The organism is Sphingobium limneticum, assembly GCF_008710155.1.
In the GTDB taxonomy this organism is placed as follows: domain Bacteria; phylum Pseudomonadota; class Alphaproteobacteria; order Sphingomonadales; family Sphingomonadaceae; genus Sphingobium; species Sphingobium limneticum.
Genome location: NZ_VYPZ01000011.1, coordinates 68,983 through 89,360, shown reverse-complemented (window position 1 = coordinate 89,360; position 20,378 = coordinate 68,983). Strand labels below are relative to the sequence as shown.

At 63.1% G+C, this 20,378-nt stretch carries 13 protein-coding genes; 8 read left to right on the top strand and 5 right to left on the bottom strand.

Going from position 1 to position 20,378, the window contains the following annotated elements; genetic code table 11:
• Positions 1-13: 13 nt before the first annotated feature.
• From F4U94_RS14440 to F4U94_RS14425, 4 genes are all read left to right on the top strand, one after another.
• Positions 14-1,408, top strand: a complete 1,395-nt coding sequence (locus F4U94_RS14440; RefSeq protein WP_232016379.1) for a carboxylesterase/lipase family protein — start codon at positions 14-16, stop codon at positions 1,406-1,408.
• Between the two features lie 412 nt (positions 1,409-1,820).
• On the top strand, positions 1,821-3,017 hold the full coding sequence (locus tag F4U94_RS14435; RefSeq protein WP_120253425.1) for an AAA family ATPase: 1,197 nt from the start codon (positions 1,821-1,823) through the stop codon (positions 3,015-3,017).
• Positions 3,014-4,033 carry a ParB/RepB/Spo0J family partition protein gene (locus F4U94_RS14430; RefSeq protein ID WP_120253426.1) on the top strand — a complete coding sequence of 340 codons (1,020 nt, stop codon included), beginning with the start codon at positions 3,014-3,016 and terminating at the stop codon, positions 4,031-4,033. Before F4U94_RS14435 ends, F4U94_RS14430 begins: the two co-directional genes overlap by 4 nt.
• A gap of 164 nt (positions 4,034-4,197) precedes the next feature.
• Positions 4,198-5,385 carry a replication initiator protein A gene (locus F4U94_RS14425; protein ID WP_120253625.1) on the top strand — a complete coding sequence of 396 codons (1,188 nt, stop codon included), beginning with the start codon at positions 4,198-4,200 and terminating at the stop codon, positions 5,383-5,385.
• A gap of 695 nt (positions 5,386-6,080) precedes the next feature.
• On the opposite strand, the gene F4U94_RS14420 is transcribed toward F4U94_RS14425, so the two are convergent.
• Positions 6,081-7,115 carry a hypothetical protein gene (locus tag F4U94_RS14420; RefSeq protein ID WP_249042051.1) on the bottom strand — a complete coding sequence of 345 codons (1,035 nt, stop codon included), beginning with the start codon at positions 7,113-7,115 and terminating at the stop codon, positions 6,081-6,083.
• A gap of 164 nt (positions 7,116-7,279) precedes the next feature.
• Between F4U94_RS14420 and F4U94_RS14415 the strand changes: the two genes are divergently transcribed.
• The gene (locus F4U94_RS14415; RefSeq protein ID WP_120252328.1) at positions 7,280-10,552 is read left to right on the top strand and encodes a hybrid sensor histidine kinase/response regulator; all 3,273 of its coding nucleotides are present in this window, start codon (positions 7,280-7,282) and stop codon (positions 10,550-10,552) included.
• Between the two features lie 32 nt (positions 10,553-10,584).
• Here F4U94_RS14415 and F4U94_RS14410 read toward each other — a convergent pair whose 3' ends face one another.
• Positions 10,585-11,211 (bottom strand): response regulator transcription factor, encoded by a 627-nt coding sequence (locus F4U94_RS14410; RefSeq protein ID WP_120252329.1) that lies wholly within the window; start codon positions 11,209-11,211, stop codon positions 10,585-10,587.
• Positions 11,212-11,346: 135 nt separating this feature from the next.
• A complete protein-coding gene (gene acs, locus F4U94_RS14405; protein ID WP_120252330.1) occupies positions 11,347-13,290 on the bottom strand; it encodes an acetate--CoA ligase in 1,944 nt (647 codons plus the stop codon).
• A gap of 191 nt (positions 13,291-13,481) precedes the next feature.
• On the opposite strand from acs, the gene F4U94_RS14400 reads away from it, so the two are divergent.
• The 3 genes from F4U94_RS14400 (at position 13,482) to F4U94_RS14390 (ending at position 17,144) form a co-directional block, all read left to right on the top strand.
• Positions 13,482-14,906 (top strand): DcaP family trimeric outer membrane transporter, encoded by a 1,425-nt coding sequence (locus F4U94_RS14400; protein ID WP_232016392.1) that lies wholly within the window; start codon positions 13,482-13,484, stop codon positions 14,904-14,906.
• A gap of 56 nt (positions 14,907-14,962) precedes the next feature.
• Positions 14,963-16,633 carry an MFS transporter gene (locus F4U94_RS14395; RefSeq protein ID WP_120252331.1) on the top strand — a complete coding sequence of 557 codons (1,671 nt, stop codon included), beginning with the start codon at positions 14,963-14,965 and terminating at the stop codon, positions 16,631-16,633.
• A 250-nt stretch (positions 16,634-16,883) separates the two neighbouring features.
• Positions 16,884-17,144, top strand: coding sequence for a hypothetical protein (locus F4U94_RS14390; RefSeq protein ID WP_120252332.1), 261 nt, complete (start codon positions 16,884-16,886; stop codon positions 17,142-17,144).
• A gap of 48 nt (positions 17,145-17,192) precedes the next feature.
• Here F4U94_RS14390 and F4U94_RS14385 read toward each other — a convergent pair whose 3' ends face one another.
• Positions 17,193-19,031: a DUF8034 domain-containing protein gene (locus F4U94_RS14385; RefSeq protein WP_232016394.1), complete on the bottom strand. Its 1,839-nt coding sequence runs from the start codon at positions 19,029-19,031 to the stop codon at positions 17,193-17,195.
• Positions 19,031-20,359, bottom strand: a complete 1,329-nt coding sequence (locus F4U94_RS14380) for an MFS transporter (protein WP_232016396.1) — start codon at positions 20,357-20,359, stop codon at positions 19,031-19,033. The genes F4U94_RS14385 and F4U94_RS14380 overlap by 1 nt, the downstream gene beginning before the upstream one ends.
• Positions 20,360-20,378 lie beyond the last annotated feature (19 nt).

Genomic DNA, 20,378 nt, shown 5'->3' with positions numbered 1-20,378 from the left:
TGGAGGATGAGAGATGAGCCTGACCCTGCGTACCGTGCTGATGGCCGCTGCCCTTACCGCCCCGATCGCTGACGCCCGGACCAATTCCGCGGCGCCGGTGGTGACCATAGCAGACGGCGCGCTGCGCGGGGTGGAGGAGGATGGCGTCATCGCCTTTCGCGGCATCCCCTTCGCTGCGCCCCCGGTCGGCGATCTGCGCTGGCGCGCGCCGCAAGCCGTGGCGCGTTGGCAGGGCGTGCGCGATGCGAGCCGCTATGGCCATGACTGCATGCAGCTCCCCTTCCCCAGCGATGCCGCGCCACTCGGCACGCCGCCGTCCGAAGACTGCCTCTATATGAATGTGTGGAAGCCGGCAGCGGCCAAGGCCAAGTTGCCGGTGATGGTGTGGATCTATGGCGGCGGCTTCGTCAATGGCGGATCGTCCCCACCCACCTATGCCGGCGCGGCGCTGGCGCGGCAGGGGATCATGATGGTCAGCTTCAACTATCGGATCGGTCGGTTCGGCACCTTCGCTCATCCCGCATTGACGAAGGCCGATGCGGACAAGGGGCTGCTCGCCAATTATGGCTATATGGACCAGATCGCGGCACTACGCTGGGTGCAATCGAACATCGCGGCTTTTGGCGGCGATCCGGCCAATGTCACCATCGTGGGCGAAAGCGCGGGCGGCATGTCGGTCCATGCACTGCTGACATCGCCCATGGCGCAGGGGCTGTTCCACCGGGCCGTGATCCAGTCAGGCGGCCCGCGCCTGATGGAGGAAGCGACGATGGCATCGGCAGAACAGGTGGGCGCAGCCTTTGCCGAGAAGAAGGGGGTCGCCTCCGGCGCACCCGATGCGCTGGCCAGGCTGCGCGCCCTGCCAGCGGACACGATGATCGATGGGCTGAACCTGGCCACCTTGTCCGCGCCGGGACCGCGCACCTATAGCAGCCCGATCGCCGACGGGCGGATCGCGGTCGACGCGCTTGCCGCCTATCAGGCCGGCAAGTTTGCACGGGTGCCCGTGATGATCGGCGCGACCAGTAACGATATTGGCGGTCCGACCGGCACGATGGTGACCGGTGCGCGGTCCATGGCGCAGTTGTTCGCCAGCCAAAACCTGCCGACCTATTATTATCGCTTCTCCTATGTCGCGCAGTCGTTGCGCACCGCCGACACCAGGGGTGCAGGCCATGCGAGCGAAATCCCCTATTTCTTCGACACCGTCGGGATCAAATATGGCGATGCGACCACGGCTGGCGACCGTGCACTGGGCCGCTTGGCCAGCGGCTATCTGGTCAATTTCGTAAAAAGCGGCGACCCTAATGGGAAAGGCCTGCCCGCCTGGAAAGCCTATGCGCCTGCAACATCGACGCTGATGGACATCGGGACACAGGGCAGCGCAGCCATCGTTCCCGACCGTTGATCGGCTGAAAATTCAGCGTGTTATCAAGACTCGCACGACGTACTTTCGGAATCATCACACCGTGTTATCGGTTCCGATCCGTCGTGCGATCAGTTTTCGGACGTCGCTTGCGAATCGCAGGATTCCCGCCATGAATCGCTGTCTCGATGGGATGGTAATCAGTATAATCTCCTCATAAAAATCTCTAATGCGCGTTTGCCGCCAGAATTGCGTCATGGTTAGAGATCCAAGGGCTATCAGCTGGCGCCCATCCTTTCCCTCAGTTCATCGATCAACGGTTGTGCTTCGCGGTGACGCAGTGCAGCAAGGAAGCAATTCCTGCCCACCCTTCCGTCAGGTTTGACTTTCATGGCTAAATGAGCGCATTAAACGCTAACCATTTTACCGCCATGATTCGGCAATGAGGGGCGCTATGTCGTTTACCGTCAACACGCTGCGTAACGTCACCACTGCGTGCCAGCAAATGCGCGATCATATCAAGACGATCGTGTTCCGCCCTGACACGCGCAAGACGCTCGATATCACCTTCGGACCGACGGTTGCCGCCGAACTGATCGGCCGCACGCCCGAAGCATTGGCCAAAGCGGAATCCAAGGGGCGCCTGCCCCAGCCCAAGCAGCAGCCCAATGGCCGCCGCTATTACACGCTGGAAGACCTGACCCAGATCCGCGAGGCTTTGGGCATCCATGTCGGCAAGCAGCCGGACGAGGATGCGGTCGTCCTGGCGGTTCAGAATTTCAAGGGCGGCGTGGGCAAGAGCACCATTACCAAGCATCTGGCCGACTATCTGGCGCTGCATGGCTATCGCGTGCTGGTGATCGACTGCGATCCCCAGGCATCGACCACCACCATGTTCGATATCCAGCCCGAAACGCTGATCGACGATGATCAGACGCTGGGCACATTCCTGTCGCCGCGCAGCACCTTCAGCGATTTCGCCCAGACGATCCGCGACACGCCCTGGCCCACGATCAAGATCGTCCCGTCCAGCCTTGGCCTTCAGGACGCGGAATGGGATCTGACCTCTACCCTGCGCGAAGGCGGGCAGGCGGTGCGCGAAAGTCTTCAGGCACTGCGTATCGGCATATCCAGCGTGGCCAAGGATTTCGACGTGATCCTGCTCGATCCCCCGCCAGCCATGGGCTTTCTGGGTCTCAATGTGATGGCGGCCGCGACCGGCCTGCTCATCCCCGTACCCGCGCGCCAGCTCGATTATCTGTCCACCATCCATTTCATGGACACGATCGCGGACAATATCGAAATCCTCGAACAAAATGGCACGCCGGTCAATTATGGCTTCATCCGCGTCGTCTGTTCCACCTTTTCGCCCAGCAAGCCGGGTGAAAATGATATGTGGCGGATCATGCAGGCGACCTATGCGGGCCTGTTGCTGGGCCAACCGATCCTGGCTTCCGAAGAAATCAAGAATGCCACACAGGCCTTCCGCTCCATCTATGAATCCAAACCGTCGGCGTCGCATCAGACCTATATGCGGTGTCGCGACAATCTCGATGCCGTGTTCGGCGAGGTCGAACAACAGATCAGGCAGCAATGGGCATCGACCAGCCTGACCGGCGCTGCTGACGCTGGCGTGAGTGTCGCGGCATGAGCCGGCGCTCGCTGATCAGCGAGGCGCTTGCCTCCGTTCCCGCCGAACCCGTCGTGGCGCCTGATCCGGTTACGGGCGAAACCGCGGCGCCCGGCCGCGTCAATTTCACCAACAAGCGGTTGGAAGCTTTTGGCGAAGCCGCGCGGATCGTGAAACGGCCGACCATCCGGTTGAAGCCGGCGGAATGTTCGATCTGGCCCGGCAATGCGCGTGACTATTCGCTGCTGGACGAACATCGGCTGCGCAGCCTGATCGATTCCATCCTGGCCGAAGGCGGCAATCGTATTCCTGCGGTTGTGCGGCGTACGCCCAACGGCCCCCTGCCCTATGAACTGGTCACGGGAACCCGGCGTCACTGGGCGATCAGCTGGCTTAACGGCAACCATTATCCCGACATCGATCTGATCGCGATCATCGAGGATCTGGACGATGAGGCGGCCTTCCGTCTGGCCGATATCGAAAATCGCGAGCGGGAGGATATTTCCGATCTGGAGCGTGGCTTAAATTACAAGGCTGCGGTCGATCGCTTCTATGGCGGTGTGCAGTTGCGCATGGCCGAGCGGCTGAAAATCTCCAAGTCGCAATTGTCGCGTTATATTGCGTTGACCGACATCCCCCCCTTCCTCGTCAGCGCCTTCCATTCGCCCATGGATCTGCAGGCCAAATATGGTGAGAAGCTGCTGCCGCTGTTGCGCGATCCGGCAAGCCGGACGAAGCTGGAGGCGGCAGCTGACCAGATCGCATCGGAGCAGAGTTTCCGTCGTTCGGGTGACGAACAGCCCATTGCGGGCGCGGAGGTGATGAGCCGTCTGCTCAAGGCGATGACGGCCAAGGGGCGCGTGCAAAAGGCGGCGATTGCGGGCAGCAATGGCAAGCCGATCGGCGAGGTGCTGAAGGATCAGCAGAAGGTTCTGACGCTCACGCTCACCCCGTCGGACCTGTCGACCGATGCCATATTGGAAGCGTTGCGCCCGGTGATCGACGCGGCGCGTATTCGCACCGCAAAGCGGCGATAAACAGGCGCTTTGCAGGAACGAAAAGCTGAAAATAGAGGAATAAACCTTATATTTCAGTTTGTTATATCGATTTCCCCCCGGGGGGACAGCAAATGGGATGATGCAGGGTGGCGAATGAGGGCGAACTCAAGACGGCGCTGAAGGAGCGCAAGGTCCAGTTCGAAATGTTCTTCACCCTGCCGGATTTCAGCGACATCTCCCTGCGCGATTATCAGGAGACGATGCAGCGGCCGTTCTTCAGCCTGTCGAAGCGCAAGCGCGTCAAGCCGATCGATTATGTCAGTCCGGACAAGGCGGTCACCGTCCATGTTTCGCCCAATCCTACCTATGGAATGGCGACGATCTGGGACGCGGATATCATGATCTATCTGGCGTCACATCTTAACGAGCTGCGCGAGCGTGGCCTCAACGATCTCTCGCCCGTTATTCGCCTTCAGCCAGGCGATCTGCTCAAGCGCATTTGCTGGGGCACCAGCGGGCGGGCCTATGAGCGGCTGGTCAGCGCGCTCGACCGGCTGCAGGCGACGACGATCAAGACCAATATTCGCGCCAGCGCCAAGAGCCGGGAAACGACCTTCTCCTGGATCGACAGCTACACCCATCTGGTGGATGAGCGGACCCAGCGTTCGCTCGGCATGGAAATCACCCTCTCCAAATGGTTCTTCGACGGGGTTATGGACAAGCGCAATGTGCTGGCCATTTCACCGCTCTATTTCGAGATTACCAGCGGCCTTGGCAAATGGCTGTACCGCGCCTCGCGCAAACATGCGGGCGGCAACGGCGCGGAAGGCTTCGTCATCGGCTTCGAAACGCTCCATCAGAAGAGCGGTAGCGAGAGCAGCTATCCGGTATTCAAGCGCAAACTGCTCGACCTTGCCAAGGCGAATGAATTGCCGGACATCAGCCTTGAGGTCGTCAATCCCGATAGCACGAAGCCCAAGATGCGGATGGTCATGCGTCGGCACATGGCCGAACGCGCGCGATCTGTCCGGGCGAACCCCCTCCCCTCCTCTGTCACGCCAGCAGAGGATGACGAGCAGGCGATGATCGATCCGCGGCAGGCCATGACGCTGATCGCGCAAGCGGCCGGCGGGTTGCGAAGCCCGGGTGCGGACAGAAGCAAGGCCAAACCGGTCCCCCTATCTGGCGGGCGGGCGCGCGATATATTGGACGCCCACGTTCATGACGCGATCCGCAGCGACTTTCCCGGCTGGGACTATGATGAACTGATGCGTAGGTTCGATGCCTTTCTGGGCGCCAATCCGCATGAGTTGCCGCGCAACTATTCCAAGCGCTTCTATGGCTTCGTGAAGGAACATCACCGCCGCAACAAATATAAGTTGCGGCCCTGAATTCTTCATTCGACGTGTTTTTAGAATCACGTCATCATTGACGCCCGACGATGGCAGCGGTCGCGGATGAGCCCTGCGCAATATCACGACATCAATGGATAGCGACGCAAATCCGTCCTTCTCAGCCCCTCGACCGATGAGGTCGTCACCTGCCGATCTGTAACCGCGGCGATGTTGCGGTCTGAATGAGGTGATTCTGAAAACACGATGCTTAGCAACCTGACACGTCGCTGAGCCTCCTCCGCACGCAAGGCCGAGTCAGATAGCTGCTGTTTCCGGACATTCATCGCATTGACACGCTCCGCCTGCTCAGGCCCGGTTACAGCAAGCGGCCGCTGAACGTGTTTTCGAACAGATCGCAAGAAACGGTGTTGCCCTCTGTTACGCAACTTCGAAACATGTTGGATGGGAGGGAGTCCCGAAGTGAAGTGACGGCCGGTGCGGCCCCCCTCCCCCTATTCCCAGCTGACGCAAGCGGGAAAACCGCGTCCCATTAGCGCATGCGTCGTCTTTTTGGCAAAGGCTCAAAATATGCGGCGGTCGCGAACTGAATCCGACGTGCGGAATAGAACAAAAGTGGGAAATGCCATGAGGCGGCCTGAGGGGCCCGTAGGACACCGAAGGGCCTTCCAGATCATACGGCCTATCTGAGCCTCGAAAAGGCGCTCAGCGAGCTTCTGGCGAGGCCGATTTTTTCATGCCTCCGACCAAAAATCATGCATTTGGGGATCGGTAAGCGGATCTGAGATGCTCGATGTAGACGGCAGGTTGCTTACCGGGATGCTGTAGGTGCGGTAGCTGGCTTGGCCAGAGCGCTCCACAAGCAGCCCGGCTTCGGTCGCGATGGTCAGCAATTTGATCGCGCCGGCAGAGGTGATGTCAAGTCGATCGGCAACGAGCCGGCTGCCGATATGAGGATGCGCCATGGCCAGCATCACGACTTCTTTCAGTCGGCCCGGACGACGACGGTTGGCAATGTGCGCGGCGGTGCGATGGGCATAGCTGCGCAGTCGCAGTTCCTGATCGAGCAGGTGCCGCGCGCCATCCGCAATCGCTCGCAGCCATAGCCGATCGTACCGATCAGGATCGGCAATTTTCCAAGCCGTGCCGTTCAACTGGAAACCCAGGGCCACGAGTCCGCCTGACGAAACATCGAACCGGCCCGGTCCGAAACGGTCACCGATCAGAAAACTGGCAACTGCATCACCGCGACCGATCGGCGTACGCGACCACCAGGATTGGGCGAGACGTGCACCATAGAGCAGGGGCGGGGAGGGGGGCAGCGTTGCCACGGCCTTCTGCCACGCTTCCACCCGTATCCGGATGTCGGACAGCGGCAGGGCAGGGGCCGCCCAAGGCGTAGCTGCAACGGTGGCATCCTCCACCCCCAGCCAGTCGAGCAAGCCTGCGCTGTCGCTTCTTATCATATCCAGTGTCACAGGCGCCCCGATCGCTCTGCGCCAATGGGTGAGGTCGAAATCCGCCCCGCTTACATGCCCGCGCCCGTCGACCGTAAAGGCGTCCGCGTCGATCGCGGTGGCATCGATCCATGCAAGGGACTGGCGTTCGGTGATGAAGCGTCGTATCCCCCAGGGACGACGTACCGGGCTGAGCCTTTGCCGTTCCTCGATACGCGCAAGCAGGGATTGGGCGTCGGCATAGGCGACCAGCAACGTGTTATCATTCATACCACGTTCGATATCCGACGGATTTTCGTTGAGATCGAACAATTCAAGTCCTGAGAAATATCGCTATTTATCAATAATATCATCACTGATATTCAACGATAAATGCGTTTTAGATAGTCATCTTGTACAGCGAATTTCAACGACCGCCAATCCCTCCCTCTTTCGTGCGGATTGGCGAGGGTCACAGAGGCGATTATGCCTAGGCCATGTCCATCACCATCCTCCTGGCCATCCTCTATGCCGCGCTGTTGTTCGGCGGCGCAGCTTTTGTCCATCGCTATCGCACACGGCTCAGCGGCTCACGCTGGCGCATTCATGCCTATGGGCTGGCCCTCGCGGTCTACTGTACCAGCTGGACCTATTTCGGTGCGGTCGGCAGCGCTGCGACGGGCGGGTGGGACTATCTGCCCATCTATCTGGGGCCAGCGCTGCTGATGGCGCTGGGCGGGGGCTTCCTGCGCCGCCTGCATGTCGAGGTACATCGCGACGGCGCGACCTCCATATCCGACTTTATCGGCTCCCGCTTCGGCAAGAGCCGGGTGATGGCCGCGCTGGTGACGATCATCCTGCTGTTCGGCACCATCCCCTATGTCGCGTTGCAACTGCGGTCGGTCGCCTTCAGCTTCGCGCTGGTGTCGCGCACGCCCGAAAGCACGATGCCGTTGATCGGCGCATCGGCCGCGCTGGCGCTGTTCGCCCTGCTGTTCGGCGCGCGCCGTTATCAGGTAGCCGGCCAGAATGAAGCGATCCTGTTCGCGGTGGCCGGCGAATCCGTGCTGAAGCTTGCGGCGTTGCTGCCCGTGGCGGGGCTGGCCGGCTGGCTGCTCTGGACCATGCCCACGGCGCAGATCGCGGAGGGGGTGGCGGCTTTCCGCAGCGCCTTCGCACCGGCGAGGCTGGGTGGCGACTTCCTGGTCACCACGCTCCTGTCGATGCTGACCATCCTTTGCTTGCCGCGTCATTTCTTCGTCAGCGTCATGGAAGCGCGTGGGCCGGATGACATCATGCGCGCACGATGGGGCTTCATCGCCTATCTGCTGGTGACCGTGCTGGCGGTGCCGCCAATCGCGGCTGCAGGGCTGGCCCTGTTGGGGGAGGGAGCGGCGCCCGACCTGTTCGTCCTCAGCCTGCCACAGCATTTCGGCTTCGATGCGCTGGCGCTACTCGTCTTTTTCGGTGGCTTGTCGGCGGCGATGGCGATGGTGGTGACGGAAATCGTCGCCATCTCCAGCATGATCTCCAACGATCTGTTTGCACCCATATTGCTGCGTCGATCCGATGCCGGCAGCCATATGGGCGAACGGCTGCTGTGGGTGCGGCGCATCGCCATCATCGGCCTGATCGCGGCGGCCACCGTCTATGCGATGGCTACGCCGCTGACGACCGGGCTGGCCTCGGTCGGCCTGATCGCCTTCGTCGCCATTGCCCAATGCGCGCCGGCACTGATCTGCGCGGTATATCGGCCGCATAATGATCCGGTCGCGGGCGGGGCGGGGCTGCTCACCGGCTTTGCCATCTGGATGCTGGCGCTATTCCTGCCTTCGGTAGATCTGCTGCCCGATTGGATCGCGCGCTGGACGGACGGCAATGTGGTGACGCTGGGCACGATCGCCAGCCTGGGCGGCAATATGCTCGCAACCCTGCTGGTGTCGGTCCGCGTGGTCGGCACGGCCGGACTGGTGCGTCAGCGCGGGATCGCCCCGATCGGTACGATGGCGGCGCTGGGCGATCTGGTCACCCGCTTCGTCGGCGTAGATGCCGCGGCAGAGGCCTTCGGCGCGGAAGAGCCTTCGGACCGGCCGATCGACCAGGGCAGCGCCCGCACGGCCGAACGGCTGATCGGCAGCGTGGTGGGCGCATCCTCCGCGCGCGCGATCATGGCGTCTGCCATTTCCGGGCAGGGCATGGGCTTTGCCGAGGTCGCGCAGATGCTGGATGCGTCGGGCCAGTCGCTCCATTTCTCCCAGGGGCTGTTGGCAGCGACGTTGGAGAATATCGATGTCGGCGTCAGCGTGATCGACCGCGACCTGCGGCTGATCGCCTGGAACAGCCGCTATCTCGACCTGTTCCGCTATCCGCCCGGTCTGGTCCGGGTGGGCGTGCCGATCGCCGATTTGATCCGCTTCAATGCCGAGCGTGGCGATTGTGGCCCTGGCGAAGTGGACGACCATGTCGCCCGGCGCCTGGGCCATATGCGCAGCCGCAAGCCGCATAGTTTCGAACGCTATCGGCCCGACGGACGTGTTATCAAGACGGTGGGCGGGGCGATGCCCGATGGCGGTTATGTGATGAGCTTTACCGACATCACGATCGAGGCGCAGGCGCGCGCCGCGACCGAAACCGCCCGGCGCGACCTGGAGCAGGCGGTGGCGCAACGCACGGCGGAATTGTCGCAGGTCAATGCGAAGCTGGCCGCGGCGATGGCGGACAAGACGCGCTTCCTGGCGGCGGCCAGCCATGATCTGTTGCAACCGCTCCACGCGGCCATGCTCTTTTCTGCTGCGCTACGCAGGCGGCTGGAGGAGCCGGAGCGGGCGATGCTGGCGCGGCTGGACCGCTCGATCGAGGGGGCCAATGATCTGCTCGGCGCGCTGCTCGACATATCCCGGCTGGATGCCGGCGGGGTGACACCGCAGCCGAGCCGTTTTGCGGCGAGGGCGATGCTGGTCGATCTGACCGAGAGCCTGGCGCCGTTGGCAGCGGAGAAGGGGTTGTCGCTGCGCGTCGGGGCAGGGGATGGCTGGGTCGAGACGGACCGGTCGCTGTTACGGTCGATCGTTCAGAATTTCCTGTCCAATGCGATCCGTTATACCGAGCGCGGCGGGATCATCGTGGCAGCCCGGCGGCGCGGACAGGGACTGCGGATCGAGGTGCGCGACAGCGGCATCGGCATCGCCCCCGATAAGCTGGATATCATTTTCCGAGAATTTGAACGGCTCGGGCAGGGGAGCGAAAATGGTATCGGCCTGGGGCTGGCGATCGTGGAACGCTCCGCCGCGCTGATCGGCGCGAAGGTGGATGTATGGTCGCAGCAGGGGCGGGGAAGTTGCTTTGCCATCAACCTGCCCTGTGTGCCCGCCGATCCGGGCGAGGCTACGCATGCGGGTAGCCTCGCATTGGCGGCGCCCGGCTTGCGGCTGCTGGTGGTCGATGATGACGGCGCCAACCGCGCGGCGATGCGGGCGGTGCTGGAGGCGTTGGGCAATGACTGCGTCGTGGCGGCGAGCGAAAGGGAAGCGCTGGCTGCCGACGGGCCGTTCGACGGGGCTTTGGTCGATTTCGCGCTGGGGGCTGAGCGGGACGGCATCGACTTGATCGACGCGTTGCATGCACGTTGGCCCGGCCTGCCTGTGGCATTGGTGACGGCGGAACGTGGCGTGTCGATGCTGGAGCGGACGAAGAAGCGAAATGTCGCGATATTGGCCAAGCCGCTAAGCGGCCCGATATTGGAGCAATGGATAGTCAATATGGATCGTTGATCGCTGAAAATGAACCATATAGGTTCAAGTTGTCACCGATCCGCGCCCAGCCCGAGCGCGCGCGCGGCCAGTGCTGCCTGCGTGCGGTTCTGTACGCCCAGCTTCGCCAGCACAGTCGTCATGTGCGACTTGATGGTCGATTCCGCCACGCCCAATTCATAGGCGATCTGCTTGTTCAACTGACCATCCAGCACGCCCAGCAGAACGCGCAACTGCGTGGGTGTGAGCGATGCGACCTTATGCGCCATATCATCGATATCGCCGGCGGGCACGGCCACCGGGGCAGGGCTGTTGCCCTCCAGCGCAGCGGCGATCGCCTGTTCGATCACGGACAGATCCTGATCCTTGCCGATGAAGCCGACCGCGCCATAGCGGCGGGCTTCGGGGGAAGCGACCTGCGCCTCCGCACTGGAAATGACGAGGATGGGGACGGAGGGGCGCTCGGCATGGAGCAGGGCGACGCCCGAAAAGCCAGCCGATCCGGGCATTTTGAGGTCCAGCAGGATGAGGAGAAGATCGCTGGTCGCGTTGGCGATCTCCACGGCGCGATCGAGGGTCGATGCTTCTGCGACACGCGCCTGCGGGGCGACCGCCTCCACCGCCATGACCAGCGCCTGACGAAACAGCGGATGATCGTCCGCCACCAATATGGTGCCCAATGTCGCAGGCGTCGTCGTCAGCGTCGCTTTCCTCTCCGGGGCCGATACGGCCGGTCTTTCACCGGTCCGGGATAGGGACTTGCCCCGACAGGGGGCAAGCCCTTTATGGTTATTTTCCGTTGCTCAAACGGTCTGTCAGGCGTGCGCCAACTGGCTGTCGGCGATCAGTCTTTCGACCACCGACGGATCAGCTAGCGTCGAAATATCGCCCAATGCGCCGGTTTCGCCCTCCGCGATCTTGCGCAGGATGCGGCGCATGATCTTGCCCGACCGGGTCTTGGGCAGGCCGGGCGCGAACTGGATGATGTCGGGCGTCGCGATCGGCCCGATTTCGTTGCGCACCCAGGCGACGAGCAGCTTGCGCAACGCGTCCGACGGCTCTTCGTTCGCGTTCAGCGTCACATAGGCATAGATGCCCTGACCCTTGATCGCATGGGGCATGCCGACGACGGCGGCTTCGGCGACCTTGGCATGGGCGACCAGCGCACTTTCGATTTCCGCCGTGCCCATGCGGTGCCCGGACACGTTGATGACGTCGTCCACGCGCCCGGTGATCCAATAATAGCCATCCTCGTCGCGGCGGGCGCCGTCGCCGGTGAAATAGCGGCCGGGATAGGTCGTGAAATAGGTCTGGAAGAAGCGCTCATGGTCGCCATAGACGGTGCGCATCTGCCCCGGCCAGCTTTTGGCGATGCACAAATTGCCCTCGGTCGCGCCGTCCAGCGCCTTGCCCTCCGCATCGACCAGCAGGGGATGAACGCCGAACAGCGGCTTTGTGGCGGAGCCGGGTTTCAGGTCGGTGGCGCCGGGCAGGGGGGCGATCAATATCCCGCCGGTTTCCGTCTGCCACCATGTGTCTACGATCGGGCAACGCCCTTCGCCCACGATGCGGTGATACCATTCCCAGGCTTCGGGATTGATCGGTTCGCCCACGCTGCCCAATATGCGCAGCGACGTGCGGCTGGCGGCCTGCACATAGGCGTCGCCTTCGCGCATCAGCGCGCGCAGCGCCGTGGGCGCGGTGTAGAAGATCGACACCTGCCACTTGTCGCATATCTGCCAGAAGCGGCTATGGTCGGGATAGTTGGGGACGCCTTCGAACATCAAGCTGGTCGCGCCATTGGCCAGCGGGCCATAGACGACATAGCTGTGGCCCGTGACCCAGCCGATGTCGGCGGTACACCAATAGACCTCGCCGGGGCGGTAATCGAACACATGCTCATGCGTCATCGACGCCCAGAGCAGATAGCCGCCGGTCGAATGCAGCACGCCCTTGGGCGTGCCGGTGGAGCCGGAGGTGTAGAGGATGAAGAGCGGGTCTTCTGCGCCCATCGCCTCGGGCGCATAGTCGGTGGCAGCGGCATCGCGGGCGGGGCCGTAGAACAGGTCGCGGCCGTCTTGCATCGGTACGTTCGCGCCGGTGCGCTGGACGACGATGACCTTTTCTACCGAGGTACAATGGGCGATGGCGGCATCGACATTGGCCTTGAGCGCGACCTTCTTCCCGCCGCGCAGCCCTTCGTCGGCGGTGATGACGATGCGGGAGTCGCAATCGCGGATGCGGCTGGCCAGACTGTCGGGCGAGAAGCCGGCAAAGACGATCGAATGAACCGCGCCGATCCGGGTACAGGCCAGCATGGCGAAGGCGGCCTCCGGAATCATCGGCAGATAGAGCGTGACGCGATCGCCGCGTTGCACGCCCTGACTTTTGAGCACATTGGCGAAGCGGCAGACTTCCTCATGCAGCTGCGCGTAGGTGATGATGCGGCTTTCGGAAGGATCGTCCCCTTCCCAGATGATCGCGGGCTGTTCGCCACGCCCGGCCAGATGGCGGTCGATGCAGTTGGCGCTGACGTTCAGCTGTCCGTCGGCAAACCAGCTGATGCCGAAATCGGCCTCATCGAAGCTGCTTTCATTGACCTTGGTGAAAGGGGTAATCCAGTCCAGCCGCTGGGCCTGCTCGCGCCAGAAGGCATCGGGGTCGGACGCGGCCATCGCGTGCATGTCGGCGGCGGTGGTGGCGGTGATGCGGGCGTCGGCAGCCAGGGCGGCAGGAACGGGGTATAGCGCTTCGCTCATATATCGAGAACCTCTCCAGCTCTTTGCCTCAGCCTAACGCAGCGCCCGGCGCCCGCCATCCTCGACCAAAGTCGAGGGTCTTTGGCACCATGGTCCGCCTTCTCTCCACCCCCGCTTCCTCCGCATGATGGCGACACAGGCCGGACTTGCCACCAACCCCGCACAGACGGGATCGTCCGGCACGGAGAGGCATGATGACATTAGCGACGTCGGCAAGTTGGCCGACTTATCGAAACTGGCGAAATAGCGCCGCGATAGGCGCTCTGACGGCGGCCATTTTTGCCGGGCCGGCCGTCCGCGCCCAGACTCCGCGCGAGGCGGAACTCGAAGCGCGCCTCAACCAGTTGGAAGCGGCGGTGACGGCGCTCAAGGGCGAGTTGCAGGCGGCCCGCACAGACCAGCAGGCCGACCGGCAGGCGTCGGCGCAGATTGCCCGAAAGGCCGACGATCGCGTTGCCGCGCTGGAAAACAAGCCAGCGGCGGAAGGCTTCCAGATTGGCGGCACCAGCTTCAAGATCGGTGGATTCGTCAAGATGGTGGGCAGTGCGACCCGCTATGATGATGGCGAAATGCCGGGCGGCGCGCTGGGCAAGGAATTCTACCTGCCGCAGCAGATTCCGGTCGGTGGCCGCAGCAGCCACGACGTGATCGGCCATGCCCGGCAGAGCCGACTGTCTTTCGAGACGGAAACGCCGGTGGGCGCCAAGACGCTCAAAAGCCATATCGAGTTCGACTTCGGGCTGGCGACCGCCCCGGCCGGGGCGCAGCGCGCGACCAATCCCTATACGCCGACGCTGCGCCGTGCCTATTTCACCTATGGCAACTGGCTGCTGGGGCAGGAATGGACGACGTTCCAGAGTCCCAGCCTGCTGCCCGAAACCACCGATTTTGTCGGACCGATGGAGGGCACCGTTTTCGTGCGCCAGTTGATCGCGCAATATCGTCAGCCATTGGGCGACAATCTGTCGCTCTATCTGGCGGCGGAAAACCCACAGACGGAGACGGTGACGCCGGCTGCTGCGGCGCTGGTCGACCGTGACAATGACCGGATGCCCGATCTGGTGGCCAAGCTGGCGTATAAGAGCAAGGCGCTGGAATGGCATGTCGCCGGGCTGATGCGAATGCTTTCGGTGAATCGTGAGGAACAGGGCGGCGCGCAGGGCGATACGGCCATGGGCTGGGGCGTCAGCGGCGGCGCGCGCGTCGCCTTCGGGCCGCAGGGGCGGCATGATGTGCGCCTGCTCGCCACCTATGGTCGCGGCATCGGCCGCTATCTGGGGCTGGGCGCGGTGGCCGACGTCGTGGACGATCCGGCTCGGGCGCAGCGGCTGGGGCTGGTCAGCAATCTGTCGGGCTATGCCGCGGTGAAGCTGGGCTGGACCGACAGCCTGCGCTCCACCTTCATGGCGGGCTATCACCGCGCTTATTATCCATCGGATTTCATCGTGCCGGGGCTGGCGGACAAGGCGGCCTATAGTCTGGCGGGCAACATCTTCTGGTCCCCGGTCGAACATCTCGACCTCGGCATCGAATATCGTCATGCTCAACGGAACGTCGTCAGTGGCCTCAAGGGCCAGATGGACCGGCTTGAGATGGCGGCCAAATATACATTCTGACTTGGGTTCACGCGATTCCACCCGACTGGCAATCGCACTTGAAAGGAGAGGGGCTTATGGCGACGACCTATGACGACGGCCAGCCGAAACAGCATGCGGCGACGCAGAACGAGAAACTCGTCATCGCCGCGTCCTCATTGGGGACGGTGTTCGAATGGTATGATTTCTATCTTTACGGGCTGCTGGCCACCTATATCAGCGCCCAGTTCTTTTCGGGCGTGAACGAGACGACCGGCTTCATCTTCGCGCTGGCGGCATTCGCGGCGGGCTTTGCGGTACGGCCCTTCGGCGCGCTGGTGTTCGGGCGGATCGGCGATCTGGTCGGGCGCAAGAACACTTTCCTCGTCACCATGGGAATCATGGGCCTGTCGACCTTTGCCGTCGGCCTGTTGCCCAGCTACGCCAGCATCGGCGTGGCGGCGCCCATCATCCTGCTGATCATGCGATTGGCGCAAGGGCTGGCGCTGGGCGGCGAATATGGTGGGGCTGCCACCTATGTCGCCGAACATGCGCCTGAGGGGAAACGCGGCCTTTATACCAGCTGGATTCAGACCACCGCGACCTTCGGCCTGTTCGCGGCGCTGCTGGTGGTGATCGGTTTCCGTTTCGCGTTGGGTGAGGAAGCGTTCGCGGCTTGGGGCTGGCGCCTGCCCTTCCTGATTTCGATTCTGCTGCTGGGCGTGTCGATGTGGATACGCCTGCAACTCAACGAAAGCCCCGTCTTTCAGAAGATGAAGGATGAGGGCAAGACGTCCAAGGCGCCGCTGACCGAGGCGTTCGGCCAATGGGGCAATCTGCGCTGGGTCATCATCGCGCTACTGGGTGCTGTCGCGGGGCAGGCGGTGGTCTGGTATGCGGGGCAATTCTACGCGCTCTTCTTCCTGGAAAAGACGCTGAAGGTCGATGGCGCGACCGCCAATATCCTGATCGCCATCGCGCTGGCGCTGGCCACGCCCTTCTTCGTCTTCTTCGGCTGGTTGTCGGACAAGATCGGGCGAAAGCCGATCATATTGGGCGGCTGCGCACTGGCGGCGATCACCTATTTCCCGCTGTTCGGCGCGCTGACCCATGCCGCCAATCCCGCGCTGGCGGCGGCGCAGGCGTCCGCCCCCATCACCGTCGTCGCCAACAGCAAGGAATGTTCGTTCCAGTTCGACCCCGTGGGCAAGAACAAGTTCGACACGTCGAGCTGCGACATCGCAAAGACCTATCTGGCCAAGGCCAGCGCCAGCTATGACAATGTCGAAGCGCCGGCTGGCAGCGCCGCCATCGTGAAGATCGGTGCGGTCAGCTTTACCGCGCCCGATCCCGCCACGCTGGCGGGCGATGACAAGAAGGCGGCCATTACCGCGTTTCAGGACGATCTGAAGGCGGGCCTTGCCACGGCGGGCTATCCGGCCAAGGCGGACACGGCGCAGATCAACAAGGTGGCGGTGGTCGCCATATTGTGGGCGCTCGCGATGCTGGTGACGATGGTCTACGGCCCGATCGCGGCGATGCTGGTCGAACTTTTCCCCAGTCGCATCCGCTACACGTCGATGTCGCTGCCCTATCATATCGGCAATGGCTGGTTCGGCGGCTTCCTGCCGACCACGGCCTTCGCCATGGTCGCGGCGACCGGAGATATCTATTACGGCCTGTGGTATCCGGTGGTGGTTGCCGCATTGACCGTGGTGGTCGGGCTGCTGTTCCTGCCGGAGACGTTCCGCCGAAATATCGAAGACTGAGACAGCGAGTTGTACAGGTGAAATCGTAGAGAGGCGGCGCCAGTGGGTGCCGCCTTTTCATTTGGTGTGGAATTTATCCGCAAAAGCGGTATTTTTTACCAAATAGTGGAATAATATTTTTCGACATTATCGATCCAATTTTTGAAAAGCCCGATTTTCCGCGCTTTTCGCGAATTGGCACGGCCCCTGCAATGTACCCGGCATGATCCACAACGGATCGCCAGAGAGATTTCAGGGAAGGACCATCATCATGAAGACCATCGCATTTGCCGCCGCCATCCTCGTCGCCACCGTCGCCGTTTCGGCAGCCGCCACCCCCGCTTTCGCGCAGCCGCAGGGCCGTTTCGGCGATGCCAAGGTGACCTATCAGGCGAAAACCGACCGCTATTGCTTCCGCGAAACCCGCATCGCGTCGCGCACGCCGTCCGTCCAGTGCCGGACCAAGGCGGACTGGGCACAGGCTGGCCTGACCATCAGCCGCAAGGCGTCGCTGCAGTTGGCCCAGCGCTGATCGGCTCGCCGCCATTGCCCCGGCAGCGCGCCGGGGCAGGGCAGAGACTTATCGGTCCCAGGGGAATGCCAAGGTCGGCCGGTTGGCATAGCGGGTCATCGCCAAAACCAACCGCGCGCCGCAACCCGGCTCCAGTCGAAGCGTGATATCGCGCCCGCCCACGGCCATGTTGCGACCATCCACCATCACGCCGTCGATCCGATGTTCGGCATAGGCGCCGCCCTGTATCGTCACGGTGCGCGCCTGGCGGCCCAGATTGACCATCGTAACCTCCGTTTCCCGATCCGCCAGCCGGTGGACCAGCGCGCCTACATCGGCCGGCACGCCGGCGCGCCTTGCGACCGGATCGAAATAGCGAAGGCGGCAATGGAGCGGTACGCCCCCTTGCGGCGGGGATGTTTTCGACCAGGGCGGCCGGGCGATATGCAGCCCGCCCGTCATCAACTGCACCAAGCTTTTGACGCTGGCCGGGTTGATGCCGATCGGCCAGTCCGCCAGTCGCGTCTGCGGCGTGGTATCGTCCTGCTCTCGCGCCGTCACCCGCTGCGCCACCCGCGCCAGATCGGCGGTCAGCGCCTGAACGGGATAATCGCCATTGCGCCCCTCTAGAAAGGCGATCCACGGATCGTCGCCCGCTGCCGCGCGATCGTCCGCGCGCTGCGACATATACCAGATTTCAAAGCCGTTGGTCCGATAGGGGCCGGGCTTCCACCCATACCAGCCCTGCGCATCATGCATGGTGGGCGCGGACAGGGTGCCGTCGATAGTGCGCGCGGCATCGTTGATCCGCGCCGTCTGCCGTCGCCACAAGTCGATATAGGCCATGTCCCCGCTCATCAGCAGCGCGCCCATGAAAGCGGTGATCGATCGGGGCACGCGATTGCGATCCTCTCGCATGCCGGTCTGCGGCACGATGGGTGAAAAGCCCCAGCCATAGACGCCCTGCCACCAATCGTCGCCCACCTTGCCGTCGGAGCGCACCCGGCTGGGCAGTAGGCCACCATTCTTCGCTGCCCGCTCCGCCCAGGCGGCCAGATAGTCGAGCGCCCATGTGCGGAACCGCTCCCCACCGCCCAGCGCATAGGCGTTCAGGCCGAGCGTGGTCGCCTGCAAATTCAATGGATTGTCGCCGACCACATCGCCATATTCGGCATAATGGTCGAGCGTCTGTTGATAGCTCGTCTCGCCATGTTCCATGTGGAAGGGCGTGGGATCGAACGGATCCCCGGCCCAGTCGAGCGGTGTGGCCTGGCGCAGCATCGGCCCGCGACTGCCGTTCAGCAGGCTGCGGATGATGCGGCGATCCGGGTCGTAATTGGGCGCCGTCGAATCACGGCCGGTGTAGAAATCGGCATAGCGCCGCGTGCGCGCCAGCAATGCCGGATCGCGCGGGCTGGACAGCCCCATGAGGTTGAAGCTGGTCAGCCCCTCCGCATTATGCTGCCAATCCATCTGCACGGGAAATTCGCGGAAATACATGCCGGCACGCGCGATCGGCACATCGGTCGTGCGGGCGGCGGCGAACTGGCGCAGATGCCCCTCCCAGAAACGGGCGGCCAGCGTCCTGATCCGGTCGCTGCCGCCCAGCGCATGCAGCAGATACCAGTCGTTGGTCGCCTCCGCCGCGTCATCCGGCCCGTCATTGGCGCCCCAGCGCTCGAACACCTTGAGTCGATCGCGCCGGTCGACATAGGCGGCATAGAATGTTTCGCAGGCGACCGCATTGGCGTCCAGCAACTGGCGCTGCATCCTCGCCCAATCGGGCGCGGCCATCGGCTTGTCCAACGACAGGCTGGCTTTTGCGGCCTTTGCCTGCGCGGGGAGGGCGAGCGCTGCTGCACCGCCCAGAAAGGCGCGCCTGTCTACCCGCATAAAGTCGACCCGCATCAGGCCAGCTCCAGCCGGCGGATCGGCCCCACGATCACGGTGAAGGCGAATATGGTGAGCAGGCAGTGGGCGCCCACGAATACCAGCGCCAGATCGAACGAGCCGGTCGCCGCGACGATATAGCCCACGACGATCGGCGTCACGATGCCGGCCATGTTGCCGAACATGTTGAACACCCCGCCCGAAAGGCCGGCCAATTGCTTGGGCGCTACGTCGGCCATCACCGCCCAGCCGAGCGAGGCGATCCCCTTGCCGAAGAAGGCGATCGCCATCAGCGTCACGACCAGCCATTCCGCATCGGCCCACACGCAGGCGATGATGAGCGTTGCCAGCAGCATGCCGACGACCAGCGGACCTTTTCTTGCCAGGTCCAGTGAACCGGTGCGTCGCAGGATGAGGTCGGACGCGAAACCGCCCACCAGCCCGCCGGCAAAGCCGCACAGCGCCGGGGCCGCAGCGGCAAAGCCCGCTTCCATGATGTTGAGGCCGCGTTCCTTGACCAGATAGATGGGAAACCAGGTGACGAAGAAATAGGTCAGCACGTTGATGCAATATTGGCCGAGATAAATGCCCAGCATCATCCGGTTGGCCAGCAATTGGCGCACATTGACCCAGGTGAAGGTGGGCGAGCGGCCGGCGGCGCCGCCCGCTTCCTCCATATGGATAAGGCCGCCGCCCGCCTCGATATGCGCCAGTTCGGCGGCGTTGATGGCAGGATGGCGGGCCGGGCTGTGGATGAAGCGCAGGAACATGGCGGTGGCCACCAGCCCCAGCGCGCCCATCACCCAGAAGACCGATCGCCAGCCGAAATCATGGACCAGCCAGCCCATCAGCGGGGCGAAGGCGACCAGCGAGAAATATTGCGCGCTGTTGAAGATGGCCGAGGCCGTACCGCGTTCCGCGCCGGGGAACCAGGCGGCGACCAGTCGGGCATTGCCGGGAAAGGACGGGGCCTCGGCCGCGCCGACCAGAAAGCGCAACACGAACAGGCTGGCCACCACCGGCAGGCCCATGATCAGGCCCACCGTCCCCTGTATGGCGGTGAAGATCGACCAGATGGCGATCGCCCCGGCGTAGATTTTCTTGGTCCCGAACCGGTCGAGCAGCGCGCCGCCCGGTATCTGCGCCAGCACATAGGCCCAGGCGAAGGCGGACAGGATGAAGCCGGTCTGCACCGGCGACAGTCCCAGTTCGCCGCTGGCCGCATTGCCCGCGATGGAGAAGGTTGCGCGATCGGCATAGTTGATCGAGGTGATCAGGAAGATCAGCGCGATGATCCTGTATCGCACATAAGTGGGACGGGCGGCGATAGGAACGGCCTGCGACAAATCTGCTCTCCTGATGGCG